The organism is Weizmannia sp. CD-2023 (assembly GCF_036225245.1).
GTDB lineage: Bacteria > Bacillota > Bacilli > Bacillales > Bacillaceae_C > Weizmannia > Weizmannia faecalis.
Genome location: NZ_JARTJQ010000071.1, coordinates 24,765 through 37,873, shown reverse-complemented (window position 1 = coordinate 37,873; position 13,109 = coordinate 24,765). Strand labels below are relative to the sequence as shown.

At 45.8% G+C, this 13,109-nt stretch carries 18 protein-coding genes and 1 pseudogene; 8 read left to right on the top strand and 11 right to left on the bottom strand.

The genetic code is table 11. The annotated features are described in order from the left end of the window. Nucleotides 1-38 precede the first annotated feature (38 nt). From P9687_RS10235 to P9687_RS10225, 3 genes are all read right to left on the bottom strand, one after another. Nucleotides 39-1,289, bottom strand: a complete 1,251-nt coding sequence (locus P9687_RS10235; RefSeq protein WP_014095686.1) for an ABC transporter permease — start codon at nucleotides 1,287-1,289, stop codon at nucleotides 39-41. Next, on the bottom strand, nucleotides 1,282-2,181 hold the full coding sequence (locus P9687_RS10230) for an ABC transporter ATP-binding protein (RefSeq protein ID WP_168985950.1): 900 nt from the start codon (nucleotides 2,179-2,181) through the stop codon (nucleotides 1,282-1,284). The genes P9687_RS10235 and P9687_RS10230 overlap by 8 nt, the downstream gene beginning before the upstream one ends. Before the next feature lie 176 nt (nucleotides 2,182-2,357). Further along, a complete protein-coding gene (locus P9687_RS10225) occupies nucleotides 2,358-3,233 on the bottom strand; it encodes an ROK family protein (protein ID WP_035190308.1) in 876 nt (291 codons plus the stop codon). A 590-nt stretch (nucleotides 3,234-3,823) separates the two neighbouring features. Between P9687_RS10225 and P9687_RS10220 the strand changes: the two genes are divergently transcribed. The 3 genes from P9687_RS10220 to P9687_RS10210 all read left to right on the top strand — a co-directional run bounded on the left by P9687_RS10220 (nucleotide 3,824) and on the right by P9687_RS10210 (nucleotide 4,596). Then, nucleotides 3,824-3,967, top strand: a complete 144-nt coding sequence (locus P9687_RS10220; RefSeq protein WP_164931346.1) for a hypothetical protein — start codon at nucleotides 3,824-3,826, stop codon at nucleotides 3,965-3,967. After that, nucleotides 3,964-4,119 carry a hypothetical protein gene (locus P9687_RS10215; RefSeq protein ID WP_014095692.1) on the top strand — a complete coding sequence of 52 codons (156 nt, stop codon included), beginning with the start codon at nucleotides 3,964-3,966 and terminating at the stop codon, nucleotides 4,117-4,119. The genes P9687_RS10220 and P9687_RS10215 overlap by 4 nt, the downstream gene beginning before the upstream one ends. Before the next feature lie 279 nt (nucleotides 4,120-4,398). Further along, on the top strand, nucleotides 4,399-4,596 hold the full coding sequence (locus tag P9687_RS10210) for a hypothetical protein (protein ID WP_061577795.1): 198 nt from the start codon (nucleotides 4,399-4,401) through the stop codon (nucleotides 4,594-4,596). A gap of 12 nt (nucleotides 4,597-4,608) precedes the next feature. On the opposite strand, the gene P9687_RS10205 is transcribed toward P9687_RS10210, so the two are convergent. Together P9687_RS10205 and P9687_RS10200 are read right to left on the bottom strand one after the other, a co-directional pair. After that, nucleotides 4,609-4,767 (bottom strand): hypothetical protein, encoded by a 159-nt coding sequence (locus P9687_RS10205; RefSeq protein ID WP_019721857.1) that lies wholly within the window; start codon nucleotides 4,765-4,767, stop codon nucleotides 4,609-4,611. A 15-nt stretch (nucleotides 4,768-4,782) separates the two neighbouring features. Beyond that, entirely contained in the window at nucleotides 4,783-4,944 is a 162-nt protein-coding gene (locus tag P9687_RS10200; protein ID WP_225620978.1) for a hypothetical protein, read from the bottom strand. A gap of 780 nt (nucleotides 4,945-5,724) precedes the next feature. On the opposite strand from P9687_RS10200, the gene P9687_RS10195 reads away from it, so the two are divergent. From P9687_RS10195 to P9687_RS10175, 5 genes are all read left to right on the top strand, one after another. Continuing rightward, a complete protein-coding gene (locus tag P9687_RS10195) occupies nucleotides 5,725-5,928 on the top strand; it encodes a hypothetical protein (protein WP_014095695.1) in 204 nt (67 codons plus the stop codon). A 237-nt stretch (nucleotides 5,929-6,165) separates the two neighbouring features. Continuing rightward, entirely contained in the window at nucleotides 6,166-6,288 is a 123-nt protein-coding gene (locus tag P9687_RS10190) for a hypothetical protein (protein WP_019721854.1), read from the top strand. A 421-nt stretch (nucleotides 6,289-6,709) separates the two neighbouring features. After that, nucleotides 6,710-7,441, top strand: coding sequence for an alpha/beta hydrolase (locus P9687_RS10185; protein ID WP_017554209.1), 732 nt, complete (start codon nucleotides 6,710-6,712; stop codon nucleotides 7,439-7,441). Between the two features lie 66 nt (nucleotides 7,442-7,507). Further along, nucleotides 7,508-8,020 (top strand): 2'-5' RNA ligase family protein, encoded by a 513-nt coding sequence (locus P9687_RS10180; RefSeq protein ID WP_035189744.1) that lies wholly within the window; start codon nucleotides 7,508-7,510, stop codon nucleotides 8,018-8,020. 5 nt (nucleotides 8,021-8,025) lie between these two features. Beyond that, nucleotides 8,026-8,454: a GNAT family N-acetyltransferase gene (locus P9687_RS10175; RefSeq protein WP_035189745.1), complete on the top strand. Its 429-nt coding sequence runs from the start codon at nucleotides 8,026-8,028 to the stop codon at nucleotides 8,452-8,454. 223 nt (nucleotides 8,455-8,677) lie between these two features. Here P9687_RS10175 and P9687_RS10170 read toward each other — a convergent pair whose 3' ends face one another. The 6 genes and pseudogenes from P9687_RS10170 to spoVAC all read right to left on the bottom strand — a co-directional run. Then, on the bottom strand, nucleotides 8,678-8,920 hold the full coding sequence (locus P9687_RS10170) for a hypothetical protein (protein ID WP_035189748.1): 243 nt from the start codon (nucleotides 8,918-8,920) through the stop codon (nucleotides 8,678-8,680). 101 nt (nucleotides 8,921-9,021) lie between these two features. Next, nucleotides 9,022-9,279 (bottom strand): stage VI sporulation protein F, encoded by a 258-nt coding sequence (locus P9687_RS10165; RefSeq protein WP_014095701.1) that lies wholly within the window; start codon nucleotides 9,277-9,279, stop codon nucleotides 9,022-9,024. A 1,522-nt stretch (nucleotides 9,280-10,801) separates the two neighbouring features. Then, nucleotides 10,802-10,933 carry a YjcZ family sporulation protein gene (locus P9687_RS10160; RefSeq protein WP_017551778.1) on the bottom strand — a complete coding sequence of 44 codons (132 nt, stop codon included), beginning with the start codon at nucleotides 10,931-10,933 and terminating at the stop codon, nucleotides 10,802-10,804. A gap of 84 nt (nucleotides 10,934-11,017) precedes the next feature. Beyond that, nucleotides 11,018-11,374, bottom strand: coding sequence for a stage V sporulation protein AE (gene spoVAE / locus P9687_RS10155; RefSeq protein ID WP_014095703.1), 357 nt, complete (start codon nucleotides 11,372-11,374; stop codon nucleotides 11,018-11,020). Nucleotides 11,375-11,616: 242 nt separating this feature from the next. Then, nucleotides 11,617-12,627, bottom strand: a complete 1,011-nt coding sequence (spoVAD, locus tag P9687_RS10150; RefSeq protein WP_014095704.1) for a stage V sporulation protein AD — start codon at nucleotides 12,625-12,627, stop codon at nucleotides 11,617-11,619. A 33-nt stretch (nucleotides 12,628-12,660) separates the two neighbouring features. Next, nucleotides 12,661-13,104: pseudogene (gene spoVAC, locus P9687_RS10145) on the bottom strand (stage V sporulation protein AC); the annotation flags it as partial. Nucleotides 13,105-13,109 lie beyond the last annotated feature (5 nt).

The following is a 13,109-nucleotide window of genomic DNA, read 5'->3' as shown; positions in this document are numbered from 1 at the left end:
CAGTATACCCATCAAGGGGAGAATTCAAACTGGCAGGCTTAGCCTTCTTTTGACATTTGCAGCGCCTTCAGAATGTTTTTCAACGAATTGCTTTTGCCGTAAAGCAGCACGCCGCCGCGGTAGATGCGCGCACCTGCTATCGCCATGAACACAATCGTGACAACCATGACCGCAACGCCCGAAAGCCCGGCCCACACCGGCAAGTCGAGCATGCCCACCCGCAAAAACATCAGCATCGGTGTAAAAAACGGAATGTACGACAGAACGGTAATATAGCTGGCAGAAGGATTTCCAAGCCCGGCCATCGCAAGGAAGAACCCGATCATGACAAGAAACGTCATCGGCATCATCATCTGCTGGGCATCTTCAATCCGGCTGACAAGCGAGCCGAGAAAAGCTGCCAAAGTGGCATACAGCAAATACCCGAGCAGGAAAAACACCACAGCGTACACAATCGTTGACATCTTTATATCCGAAAATCCAAATACAGAAAAAAAGCCGCCCGTCAAGTGATTGATATTTTGTTTGATGGTCGCGTATGCTGCGGCAAGGAGCACCGCCATCTGTGTCAAACCGAGCAGGGCGCCGCTGATGATTTTCGCAAACATCTGCTGCACTGGCGGGACGCTCGAAATTAAGATTTCCATTACCCGTGAAGCTTTTTCAGTCGCCACTTCCATTCCGACTGCACTGGCGTAAAAAATGACCGCGAAATAAATCGCAAACAGCAAAATATAGACAAGCCCCCTCGCCTGCGCCAGTTCTGCTTCGGATTTTGCATCCCGCTCCAGATTGATGCTCTTAAAGGATGCGGGGCTGTTTAAAAGTGAAAGCTCTGCAGAAGAAAGCTTCAGTTTTCCTGCCGCCATATTGCTTTTTACAGCCTGCAGCGCCTGCTCCAAACTGTCCGTAGTCCCGGTATCGGCAAGATTCGGGGCTTTATAGACTGCTTTCGGCATGCCAGCTGCGTCAAGCGATAAAACAACATACCCTTCATATTTTTCCTTTAATACTTCTTTCCGCAACGCACTTTCGCTTTTTTCGGCCTGCACAAGCCGGATATCTTTATCAACGGTTTTTAATTGCTGCTTAAGCGGCCCGTACAGCGTGTTCGTCTCATCCAAAACCGCAACCTTTTTCTGCTTGCTGCCGGCAAACATATCGATCATCCGGTTTATGTTTCCCATCAGCAGGACAGCAACAAGCAAAATAGCCGTCGTGATCACAAAGGATTTTGTTTTTAGTTTTGACATGTAGGCATGACCGATTAAAATGCCGAACCTATTCATAGGAAGCCCCCACCTTTTCTATGAAAATATCGTTTAGAGATGGTTCTTCAAGCGCAAACTTGCGGATGAAACCTTTTCCGTTGATTTCATCTAAAATTTTTTGCGCCGCTTCCATCCGGTCAATTTGCAGCTCTGCCCCGAGCGCCGTTTTCTTAAATCGGACGACCCCCGGGAAGGCACGTAAAAATGCCAGATCAAAATCAGCATGGATCACGACATTTTGTTTCCCAAATGCACGTTTGACCGCTCTCAGTTCACCATGCACAACCGGGCTGCCATGATGCATAATGCACAAATGCTCACAAAGTTCTTCAACATGTTCCATCCGGTGGCTTGAAAACACAATGGTCGCGCCCTGATCCCGCAGTTCTGCGACCGCTGTTTTTAACGTTTCCACATTGACCGGGTCAAGGCCGCTGAAGGGCTCATCTAAAATCAGCAGCTTCGGCTTATGTAGAACAGCAGCGATAAACTGGATCTTCTGCTGGTTTCCTTTTGACAGTTCTTCCACCCGTTTATCCAAATATTCTTCGACATGAAAACGGCCAAGCCAGTATTTTAGTTCTTTCACCGCATCCTGCTTGCCCATCCCGCGCAGCCGTGCAAGATAAACAAGCTGGTCTTTTACTTTTAATTTTGGATACAGCCCGCGTTCTTCCGGCAGATACCCGATTTCTGGGCTCAATGTGTAATCCATTTTGCGCCCGTTCCAGGTGATGTTTCCTTCATTCGGTTTTAATAAACCAAGGATCATCCGGAAAGTCGTCGTTTTTCCTGCTCCGTTTGCCCCTAAGAAACCGAACAGCTCCTTTTCCGGGATCATTAACGACAAATCGTTTACCGCTGTAAACGCTCCAAATTTTTTCGTCACATGTTCCAGTATCAAGGACATGATTCCCCCTCCTCTGTTCGTACTTACGCAAACCAGTTTGATATTATCTGAAATTATTTCCGGTGTCAACAGGATTTTTTACAAAGTTCCTACAAAAAGTGCCGGCCACTCCCCCAATTGATATCGAATCCATTCGAAAAATCGGAGAAGCAGCCAGCACTCAGCTAAATTTTGTTTTATAATTTACCTGTTTCATATGCCTGTTTTCCGAGCAAAATCGCCCCTGTAATGCCGGCGTCGTTGCTAAGGCCCGGGGACGTAATATATTCGGACAGCGGTTCAGGCAGCTTGATATAACCGTTGATCAGCTCGGTCAGTTTTTTGTGTATCAGCGGGAACAATTGCTGTTGGTGCATCACGCCGCCGCCCATGATGATTTTTTTCGGCGACACAATTAGAATGTATTGCATGAGCGCCTGTGCCAGATAATCTGCCTCCATTTCCCAGACTTCCGGACGGTCCGAGAGTTCTTTTCCTTTCTGCCCCCACCGCGCTTCGATTGCCGGCCCGGCTGCGAGTCCTTCGAGGCAGTCATGATGGAAAGGGCATGCCCCTTCAAAATGATCATCCGGGTGGCGGCGCAAAAGAATATGCCCCATTTCCGGGTGCGACCATCCTTCAAGGAGATTGCCTTTTACAACGGCTCCAGCTCCGATACCGGTACCGACCGTGATGTACAGGCAGCTGTCTAGCCCTTTGGCCGCGCCAAGCACCGACTCCCCGAGCGCCGCCCCGTTCACATCTGTCGTAAAACCGGCCGGAACGCCCAATGCTTTCTCTATCGTTTGCTTAATGGGATAATTTTGCCAGGCCGTTTTCGGTGTTGTTGTAATGTATCCATATGTATCACTTTCCGGATTGACGTCAATCGGCCCAAATGAGGCAATGCCGATTGCTTTTGTCTCGAACTGTGAAAAAAACGCGATTACATCTTTCACCGTTTCTTCCGGATCGCGCGTCGGGAACTCAACCCTTTCCTGAATTTTCCCTGTTTCATCTCCCGTTGCACAAACAAATTTTGTACCGCCTGCTTCCACTCCGCCAAAAAGCATGGTGATTCCCCCTCAATAAAATTGGTTTGAATGGCCTCTCCGTTCATAATGGAGAGGTAAATATCTCTCATTCTAGTATACCGTTTTCTTCAATTGAGTTAAGTGTTTATATATCGGAACCCGCATAAAATGTGACAAATTTGTTTCTCATTTTTTTCTCATTTTTTCTTCATGACTTTTTAGTGTAAGAGGGTTATATTTTAGGTGTAGCAAGGAAAAAGCAACAAACCCTTAAGTTTCTAGATACCCCCCTTAATGTCTAGAAAAAACTCCCCTTACCAACCGGCATTGTGCCGGTTTTTTTTTCGCATTAAAGCCGGCGCAATCTTGATGCCCCGGCCCGTAAGTCTGCTTTACATCTCCTCATCGTCCTCTTCATCCCAGTCGTCTTCCAAATTTTCATCGTCCAGGTCCCAATCTTCCCAGTCCCCTGTTGTGTCCAGTTTGAACAAATCTAACAGGCGCTTGAACATTTGTGGCGTCTCCCTTCTTTTTCCTTATAGGATTTACAGGTTAAAACCAATTTATACGGTATAAGAAAAAGGCCGGGCGAAAAAATATACATAGAAGCAAACCCGGGGGTGGACGATTTGGAAACCTGGTTTTATCTCCATGTGATGAACACGTTATACTTTGTATTTTTTATGTTTGCTGTGCCGCCCGCCATCGCAGCCCTGATTTGCCGGCCCGAAATCAAAAAATATTTGGAAAAGAGGAAAGAAGGCAAGCCATGAAAAACGATGATAAAAGAATTTCTGAAGGGTTAAACGGATGGTTTGAAATGATGAATGCAAAAGGAGATAAAGGAGAAATCGCGCAGATCGTGGAAAAATACAAGGCGCGGGCTGCAGACAGCAACGATGCTGCCGATCAAGACAAGAAGTAGAGTTTCAACAAAAATCGACAATTCTCATCAAAAACTTATTTTTCTTTCATGATCTTTTAGGAAAAAACCCGTACTATTATACCTGTAGCAAGGACAAGTTACAAAACCCTATACCAACTAGACAACCCCCCCTTTTTGTTGTCTAGCAATACCCCCTTAAAAACCGGCTTTTGCCGGTTTTTTTATTTTTTGCTACTTTGTTGCCGGCTCATTATCAAGCGAATGGATGACCTTGTCTTAGTGTCAGTTATATAAAATGAAACGAAGGGTGTGAGGATCATGAAAACGGTGGTGAAGTTTTGCCTGACGCTCGTATTGGCTTATTTTATCAACCAACTGATATCCCGGATATTTGCCTACTATCTCCCAGAAGAAGGCGCTGGCGCGATCTTTGTCCCGATTCTGATCTTTTCATTCGATCTGTTAGCCGGATATGTCATTACATGCTATATTTTTAAGATTGCTGCAAAAAAATAGTCCGGGGCACCGTTATTCGGCATCCCGGACAAGGACATAGCGATCTTCAATCGTTTTCGGCGATACCAGATTGCCGGTGCCGAGCATAATGCTTTCGTTTTGGACTGCGACCACCATGGCAAGTGTTTCATGCTGCTTTTCTTTATATACTTGTCCGATTTTGATTTCCATGGAGCCCCACCTCTATTACAAGTGCGTACGGCGTTTTTTCTGTTCTTGTATCACTTTATTCCGCTCGCCGCCGTCTGAAAGTTCTTCGTATTGAAATTCTGTCTCATCGCTTTGTGCTGCAAGCAAATCAGCGGACGCCTGATGGTTGTTTGGTGCCGCTTGTTCATTCCATTTCACACGGATCGCCTCCTTTCTTTTAATATGCGTCCGCTTCCGAAAAAAATGCGCGCCGGATTGCCGTTTCCATTTTTTGTGGAAAACAGCGTCCCTGGCTTTTTGGAGGATTCTCCTCAGCATGCGGCCGGGTATTACATATTCCTGCAGCTAAATAGGGCTTGCTGAACGAATTAGAATTTGGCATTTTATGGATTTGACAGACCAAGTGGACGCACAACTCCTGTATTGTCCCCGCAGCCATGCCTAACGTCGCTGTAGCAAGGGGGGGTGATAAATGAGTCCCCCAAAAATTGGATGTGGGGGTTAAAAGATGGATTTTTGAAGTTTTTAAAAACGGCTCAAAAAGATTTTATCTTATTGAGGGTGGAATACCAGAAAATGATGGACGATACCCGTTAGAAAAAGTGACATTGAAAAAATAACTGATGTGTCCCCTAAATAAACCGAATTGACAGCAAGATATTTCCTCTAATCAGGTTGCTTTTTATTTTGGCGGAATGGGGATGCGGACTCTCTTTATCTCACCCTGAGCAAGGCGTTAAAAAGAGTCTTTATGTTTAAAGGCGTTAAAAAACAATCGTGAAATAAAAGCTGCTGCAACCAAAAAGCAGAGGAATGATTATAACGTAATCGGTCAATCTCACCTTATAAAAATGGTCATGATTTAGAAGGATTTAATGACGAGGAGCAAGAAGTATTATTTAAACGTAATACAGCTTATAAAATCTTATCCAGTCAATTTATGAATGGTAGAGTTATATTCGAATTGGAGGAAATCCTATGGATAAAAATAATAAACCATATTCCGACCGTCGTTGGACGGATCCAATTGGAATAACAGAAGATGGGGAAATCAGCGCTATTTCCATAGGAACCAAACATTATGCATCAGAAGAAGAAAGACAAAGAGATATCGAAGAAGGTAAGAAGATTCGAAAAGAATTTTTGAAAATGCTAAAAGAACGCCATAAAAACAATAAATAGAATTTGTCGTTGGAATATTATGATCCATTCCATGGATTCCAACGACATATTAAAAACCAAAATTACTTTTAAAGAATATATATCTTTGAAGGATAGAATGATGCTGCCCAATCGGTAGAGATTTGAAAGGAATTAATGATCAGGAGGCCGAAGTATTTTTTAAGAGGTAGTCAATTTAAAATCTTAAATCAAAAGTTTCAATCCGGTAAAATTTTGTTTGAGTTGGAGGAAATGTAAATGAGCAGCAAAAAACTATTTTCTGACAAACGATGGACAGAACCACCAGGAATGACATCCGATGGTAAATTCACTGCTATTGTAAGCGGAACTAAGCATTATGTTTCTGAAGAAGAACGATAGAAAGATATTGAAACGACAAGACTTATACGCAAAATGTTGAAAAAGAGAATGAAGGAAAACAATAAAAATTTTTAAGTAGGGCTTACTGAATAAGCAAAATTCCTAGATTTGGCAAGGATGCAGACAGGTTCGGCAAAAAATTAATGAGAATTTTTCTTCATATAAAATGAGCTTCGTTTTTCCCACCCGAATGGATATCGCATTCAAATTTAGGATCGCCCCCACGTCTTCATTTTTCCAAATTTATCCATGATGTAACCAGCTCTCTTCATCAAAGACGCTTGCTTTATCTATTTCAGGCGTTGCCGGATTCTGGATGTTTTTCGTATGGGCTGGTAAACTGAATTTACAGGCAGCGGGTTGTGTAAATTTTTTCCGGGACGGCGGGGCATCCCCATCTTGAGAAGGAGGTTTTCATCGTATGGAAATTGAAAGAGGCACGATTAAAGATATCCCGTTTGAAAGCAGGGAGCTCGGGGAAACGCTCAATCTCTGGGTATACTTGCCGGCGCGTTTTTCCCCGCTTTATCAATATGCCGTATGCATATGCCAGGACGGAAAAGACTTCTTCCAGCTCGGCCGGATTGCACGTGCCGCGGATGAACTGCTTGCAAAAGGCGAAATTGAAGACTTGATTATTGTCGGGATCCCTTATGCGGATATCCCAGACAGGCGCCGGAAATACCATCCTGACGGCGAGCAACATGCCGCTTATATCCGGTTCTTGGCGCATGAACTTGCCCCTTTCCTTGACCGTGAGTTTCCGACTGCACAAATGGCATCGGGCCGGGCGCTGGCAGGAGACTCACTGGCGGCAACCGTCTCGCTCATGGCGGCATTCAAGTACCCCCATACATTTGGAAAAGCCGCATTAATGTCGCCGCTCGTGAATGAAAAAGTGATGGAAGCTGCTAAACAATGTACGGATCCAAAGCTGATGGACATTTACCATATTGCCGGAAAAGAGGAGACGGAAGTAAAAACGACCGACGGCAAGATCCAGAATTTTATCACGCCGAACCGAACCCTGCATCAAATCCTGGAAGAAAAAGGGGTCCCCGGATTTTATGACGAATTTGACGGCGTCCACTCCTGGAAGTACTGGCAAAAAGATTTGCCGCGTGCACTCAGGTACCTGTTTAAAAAAGATTAATTTTCGGCCATTTTTCTGATAAAATTGTATCATAACGGCTTAATATCCAGAAAAAGGAGGCATTTTATGAAGTATGCGCTTGTTGTCTTTCCGTCAAAAAAACTGCAGGACCTTGCCAACTCCTACCGGAAACGTTACGACCCGAAGTACGCGCTGATCCCGCCGCATATTACGCTCAAAGCGGCGTTTGAGGCATCCGAAGAAGAGGCGGAAGTTTTTCGCGGGCAACTGAAAGAAATTGCCAAAAAATACAACCCATTTTTGCTGAAAGTGACAAAAGTGAAATCTTTTGAACCCGTCAGCAATACAATTTATTTTAAAGTTGAACCGACGCCGGAATTGGAAGGGCTTTTCGCAGATTTCAGAGACCGTCTGCCGGGCGGGCCGCCTCCGTACCCGTTTGTGCCGCATATTACCATCGGGCAGGAGTTGTCTAAAGAAGAACATGCCGATGTGTTCCGCCAGCTGGAAATGGTTGGCATTGACCACGAAGAAAAGGCAAACCGGTTCCATCTTTTATATCAGCTTGAAAACGGGATATGGACTGTTTATGAGACCTATCATCTCGGAAAGGACTAACAAATGTGGACGTATTAACTGTAAAAAATGAAGAACAACTGGAGACGGCTTTTCAAATCCGGAAAAAAGTATTTGTAGAAGAGCAGCACGTCCCGGTTGAAGAAGAAATTGACGCATTGGAACAGGACTGCACGCATTTTCTGCTGTACGATGATGAAGGGAGACCCGCAGGCGCCGGGCGTTTTCGGATGGTGGACGGGTACGGGAAAGTGGAACGCATCTGCATCCTTCCGTCCGTGCGCGGCAAAGGGGCCGGCCGGGAACTGATGCTGGCAATTGAACATTATGCCGCAGAACAAGGCGTGCAAAAATGCAAATTAAACGCACAGGCACACGCGATTCCTTTTTACGAAAAACTCGGATACCGTGTTGTTTCCGGTGAATTTCTCGATGCCGGCATTCCGCATAAAACAATGGAGAAACCGATCAAATAACATCCGGAACCCCGGGCTGGAGAAAAAGCCCCAAATCCGTGAAAAATCGGCGAGAAGTTGTGTCTCGCCGATTTTTTCAATATTTAGGTGATATAAACCAATTTGCATGATGATGCAATTTTTCAGCAGGCAACCAAGCGGCAATATTTTGTTTATTTTATAATCGCTTTTTCAATCTTGCTGCTTTTCCGGTGTAAAAATTCGCACTCCAGCGGGAAAAGATTCAAACCGAAAGATCAATATATTGCCCCAGGCCGGTGATGTTTGCGATAATCCGGCTTTTTGCCGGTTGTTCATTTGCTTTAAAATGGTATTCTGTTCCACCCGTGACGCCGTTTTGCCGCTTAACAGGATAAGCCCTCGAAACGGCATCTGCTTTTTCCACTTCAAGCTGGCGTAAGGACATTCCGTCATAAAGCCGGTACTGGCTTGCCTGATAGTCTGGAATTGGAGCGATCAAACTCATGGCAGTCACCCCTTTAAATGATTTCTATATTCTTTTCCCTCTCTTCTTTCATTTTAAACAGAAAAATGCGGACTTGCATCTGATTTGCAAGCCCGCTTTGGTTACTTTCCGTTGTTCATCATTTTGTTGATCGTGTTAAAATCGAGCTTTTTTCCATCTTTGACAATTGATTCAACAATTTTATCTTCCAGCTCTTTCGGTACCCGTTTGTTTGCAATTTGCGAGACGCGCTGGATGATGCCACGGACGGTATTTTCATCTTTAAAATTCGCGTTCTGCAGGGAATTTGCAAGCTGGAAAATGTCATTCATATTAACGCCTGTCTTCTTTTCGATATTCTTGAAAAACTGATGATCCACCTTCGTCGCTCCTCTCTTCAAGCTGTTTTATCGTATGAAAAAAGAAGCCGGATTGACAGTACAAAAGTGGATTTTCAATTGAAAACGTGTTAGCCGGAATTTTTCATTGCAAAAAAGTGCATTTTCCCGGTGCACAAGCTTGATTTACAGCCAGTGCTTTGATGAAGGACAGTTTGATGTTTCATGGCACTTGTTTTGTCTTTCATCAACCTGGTGAAGGACAGTTTGGCGTTTTTCGGCCTGGGTTTTGTCCTTCATTACCCTGATGAAGGACATTTCTGCATTTCCCGACCTGAGTTTTGTCCTTCATCACCTCGATGAAGGACATTTCGGCGTTATCCGCCCGGTGTTTTGTCTTTCATCACCTCGATGAAAGACAATTTGACTTTGCCAGGCCAGTGTTTTGTCCTTCATCACCTCGATGAAGGACAATTGGGCTTTGCCAGACCTGGGTTTTGTCTTTCATCACCTCGATGAAGGACAATTTGGTATTTTTCAGCCGGTGTTTTGTCCTTCATCATCTCGATGAAGGACATTTCGGCTTTGCCAGGCCTGGGGTTTGTCTTTCATTGAAGTTGCCAAAAGGAAAAACAAGCTGCATCTGGATCCGAAATGTCCTTTTGAAGCCGTCAAAAGGACAAAACACGATGTATCCGGGCCCGAAATGTCCTTTTGTAACCGTCAAAAGGACAAAACACGCTGCATCCGGGCCCGAAATGTCTTTTTGAAGCCGTCAAAAGGACAAAACACGATGTATCCGGGCCCGAAATGTCCTTTTGTAACCGTCAAAAGGACAAAACACGCTGTTTCCGGGTCCGAAATGTCTTTTTGAACCTGCCAAAAGGACAAAACACGTTTCATCCGAGCTCGAAATGTCTTTTTGAAGCCGTCAAAAGGACAAAACACGTTACGTCTGGATCCGAAATGTCCTTTTGAAGCCGTCAAAAGGACAAAACACGCTGCTTCCGGGTCCAAAATGTCTTTTTGAACCTGCCAAAAGGACAAAACACGTTACGTCTGGATCCGAAATGTCCCTTTGAACCTGCCAAAAGGACAAAAAAAGGATCGCGTTTGGGCCCAAATATCCTTTTGAACCTGTCAAAAGGACAAAAGGAGTCGCGACTGGATCAAAATGTCTTTTTGAAGTTGCCACACGGACAAAACAAAACATTACTCCGATGAAGGACAATTTGACGGTTCACTTTTGTCTATCCTGAAAAATATGCGCCAGCTGATTTTCATTCTACTGTTGGTGCGCGTTCACTGCAGCATGGGCGTCTAATTGGATCTTCCAATTAGACAAAACACGCTCGGGTTCCGGGGCTTTTGTCCAATTAGACGCTCTAATTGGACAAAGCTTACGGCGGCTCGGTCATCGTCCCTATAAAGCAGTTCACCGCTTCCTGGCCCAATGTTTGTCTTTCAATGCCCGTTTCCCTCCAAAAATTCCCTGATAGAAGCAGGGGTACGAGCGTTTTCTCTCCCGCTATAAAAAAAGGCGGGGAATCCTCCCCGCAACTTGTCAGCAGAAGCTTGCACCGACAATAATTAACAGAATGAACAAAACAACGATCAATACAAATGTGCTGCCGTAGCCGTAACCACCGCCGTAACCGCCATAGCCGCAGCCGCCGCCATAACCGTATCCAAACATGTTTTTCACCTCACTTCTTGTATTACACTATACAATATGTAAGGTGCAGGCATTCGGTATAGGCGTGTGTCAGGGACGGCATCATTATCCTCTTGGCTTAAAGAGGAGCGAGCCGATAAATCCGAAAATAATCGCAGCCGAAATGCCGGAAGATGTGACTTCAAACATGCCGGTCAATACCCCGACAATGCCATGCCTTTGCACTTCCTGCATGGCGCCAGTTGCAAGCGAATTGCCAAAACTTGTAATTGGAATGGTCGCCCCGGCACCGGCAAAATTTACAAGCGGTTCATAAAGGCCGAGGCCCGATAAAATCGCGCCGGCCGTAACGAGGACACTCATCGTATGCCCCGGCGATAATTTTGCGACATCAAACAGCAACTGGCCAATTACACAAATCAGCCCGCCAATCACAAAGGCCCAGAAAAACATTGCAAGCATTACGCATCCTTCCTTTCTTACAAATACTCGATCGCTCAGGCTCACACAATCCATGCTGCAACCTAAGCGAATACTCGATCGCGCACCTCAAATTATCCGTATCCGTGCCGCAACCTAAGCAAATACTCGATCGCTCAGGCTCAATCCGTGCTGCAACCCAACCATATGACCCTTTCTTCAAATATTTGATGGCATAGCCTCAAACAACTCGTGCCGCAACGCAACCCAGGCAATACCCTTTCTTACAAATATTCGATGGCGCAGGCGTGCGCGATGCACGGAATGGTTTCGCCCTGCTGATAAGACAAAGGCGACAATAGTGCGCCGGTTGCGACGAGCAAGATTTTTTGGTAACGGCCTTTTTTCATTTCGTTTAGCAAATGGCCGTACAAGACAATCGCTGAACATCCGGCCCCGCTTGCCCCGGCCTGCACGGGCTGGGACTTGTCATATACCATCAGGCCGCAATCCTGGAACTGTTCGCTGCGAATGTCAAGATTCCTCTGTTTGAAAAGATCGAGCGCGATGGAACGGCCAATTTTCGCCAAATCGCCGGTCACAATCAAATCATAGTAAGATGGATCACGGCCGGTTTCCCGGAGATGCTGTTCAATCGTATCGACCGCAGCCGGCGCCATTGCACCACCCATATTAAACGGATCGGAAATGCCAAGGTCCAGTACTTTTCCGATCGTGGCCGACGTAATCCGCGGCGCCGGCCCGTTTTCTTCCGTACCGACCACCGCGAATCCCGCTCCCGTCACTGTCCATTGTGCGGTCGGCGGTTTCTGCCCGCCGTATTCGGTCGGATAACGGAATTGCTTCTCTGTTGTTGCATTGTGGCTCGAAGCCCCGGCCAGCACTTTCTCCGCCCCACCGTGATTAACGATGAAAGCGGCAAGCGCCAGGCTTTCCATCGAAGTGGCACAGGCGCTAAAAAGGCCCAGGTAAGGAATCGCATTTGTCCTTGCCGCAAAACTTGTCGGCGTGATTTGGTTAATCAAATCACCAGCGAGAAAAAACTGAATATCGGTTTCCTTAAGGTTTCGCTTTTTCAGGGCAATGCCAACTGCTTCCTCGATCAGTTTGCGCTGGGCTTTTTCATACGAATCCTCGCCGATCCACAAATCTTCAAAAAACCGGTCGAAATCGTCTGCCATCTGCCCCTTTTTCTCAAACGGGCCCCCGACAACACCGGTTGAAAGAATGGCCGGGCGGTTCGTGAAAGTCCATGTTTGCGATTTTGCGGGCATTACGATCCCCCCCCACATCATGATGACGGTCCGGATCAGGACGACAACAAACGCGGAAAACACACCAAATACAATGACGGTGCCGGCAAGTTTAAAAATATTTCCGCCGACGCCGAGCACATAGCCTTCCGTCCGATGTTCAATCGCAGCGGATACAACGGAGTTCCCGAAGCCCGTTACCGGCACCGCGCTCCCTGCACCGGCGTACTGCCCGATATGGTCATAAATGCCAAAGCCGGTCAACAGCATGGATAAAAACACCATTGTCGCGGTTGTCGGGTTGCCGGCCGTTTTTTCGGTGAAATTAAACATGTATATATAGAAGTAAGTAAGGGCCTGACCAGCCAGACAAAAACAGCCGCCTACCCAAAATGCACGGATGCAGTTTTTCAATACCGGCCTTTTCAGCTCATGCTTTTTTTCGAACTGATCATACGCTTTTTGTTCGGGTGTTTTGTTTTGATTTTTGTTTGCCATTATCT

What these genes read in the sequence shown, in the direction of transcription:
- P9687_RS10235 (WP_014095686.1), bottom strand. Translation starts at nt 1,289, where the DNA reads ATGAATAGGTTCGGCATTTTAATCGGTCATGCCTACATGTCAAAACTA.
- P9687_RS10230 (WP_168985950.1), bottom strand. Translation starts at nt 2,181, where the DNA reads ATGTCCTTGATACTGGAACATGTGACGAAAAAATTTGGAGCGTTTACA.
- P9687_RS10225 (WP_035190308.1), bottom strand. Translation starts at nt 3,233, where the DNA reads ATGCTTTTTGGCGGAGTGGAAGCAGGCGGTACAAAATTTGTTTGTGCA.
- P9687_RS10215 (WP_014095692.1), top strand. Translation starts at nt 3,964, where the DNA reads ATGAAAAACGATGATAAAAGAATTTCTGAAGGGTTAAACGGATGGTTT.
- P9687_RS10210 (WP_061577795.1), top strand. Translation starts at nt 4,399, where the DNA reads ATGAAAACGGTGGTGAAGTTTTGCCTGACGCTCGTATTGGCTTATTTT.
- P9687_RS10205 (WP_019721857.1), bottom strand. Translation starts at nt 4,767, where the DNA reads ATGGAAATCAAAATCGGACAAGTATATAAAGAAAAGCAGCATGAAACA.
- P9687_RS10195 (WP_014095695.1), top strand. Translation starts at nt 5,725, where the DNA reads ATGGATAAAAATAATAAACCATATTCCGACCGTCGTTGGACGGATCCA.
- P9687_RS10190 (WP_019721854.1), top strand. Translation starts at nt 6,166, where the DNA reads ATGAGCAGCAAAAAACTATTTTCTGACAAACGATGGACAGAACCACCA.
- P9687_RS10185 (WP_017554209.1), top strand. Translation starts at nt 6,710, where the DNA reads ATGGAAATTGAAAGAGGCACGATTAAAGATATCCCGTTTGAAAGCAGG.
- P9687_RS10180 (WP_035189744.1), top strand. Translation starts at nt 7,508, where the DNA reads ATGAAGTATGCGCTTGTTGTCTTTCCGTCAAAAAAACTGCAGGACCTT.
- P9687_RS10170 (WP_035189748.1), bottom strand. Translation starts at nt 8,920, where the DNA reads ATGAGTTTGATCGCTCCAATTCCAGACTATCAGGCAAGCCAGTACCGG.
- P9687_RS10160 (WP_017551778.1), bottom strand. Translation starts at nt 10,933, where the DNA reads ATGTTTGGATACGGTTATGGCGGCGGCTGCGGCTATGGCGGTTACGGC.
- spoVAE (WP_014095703.1), bottom strand. Translation starts at nt 11,374, where the DNA reads ATGCTTGCAATGTTTTTCTGGGCCTTTGTGATTGGCGGGCTGATTTGT.
- spoVAD (WP_014095704.1), bottom strand. Translation starts at nt 12,627, where the DNA reads ATGCCCGCAAAATCGCAAACATGGACTTTCACGAACCGCCCGGCCATT.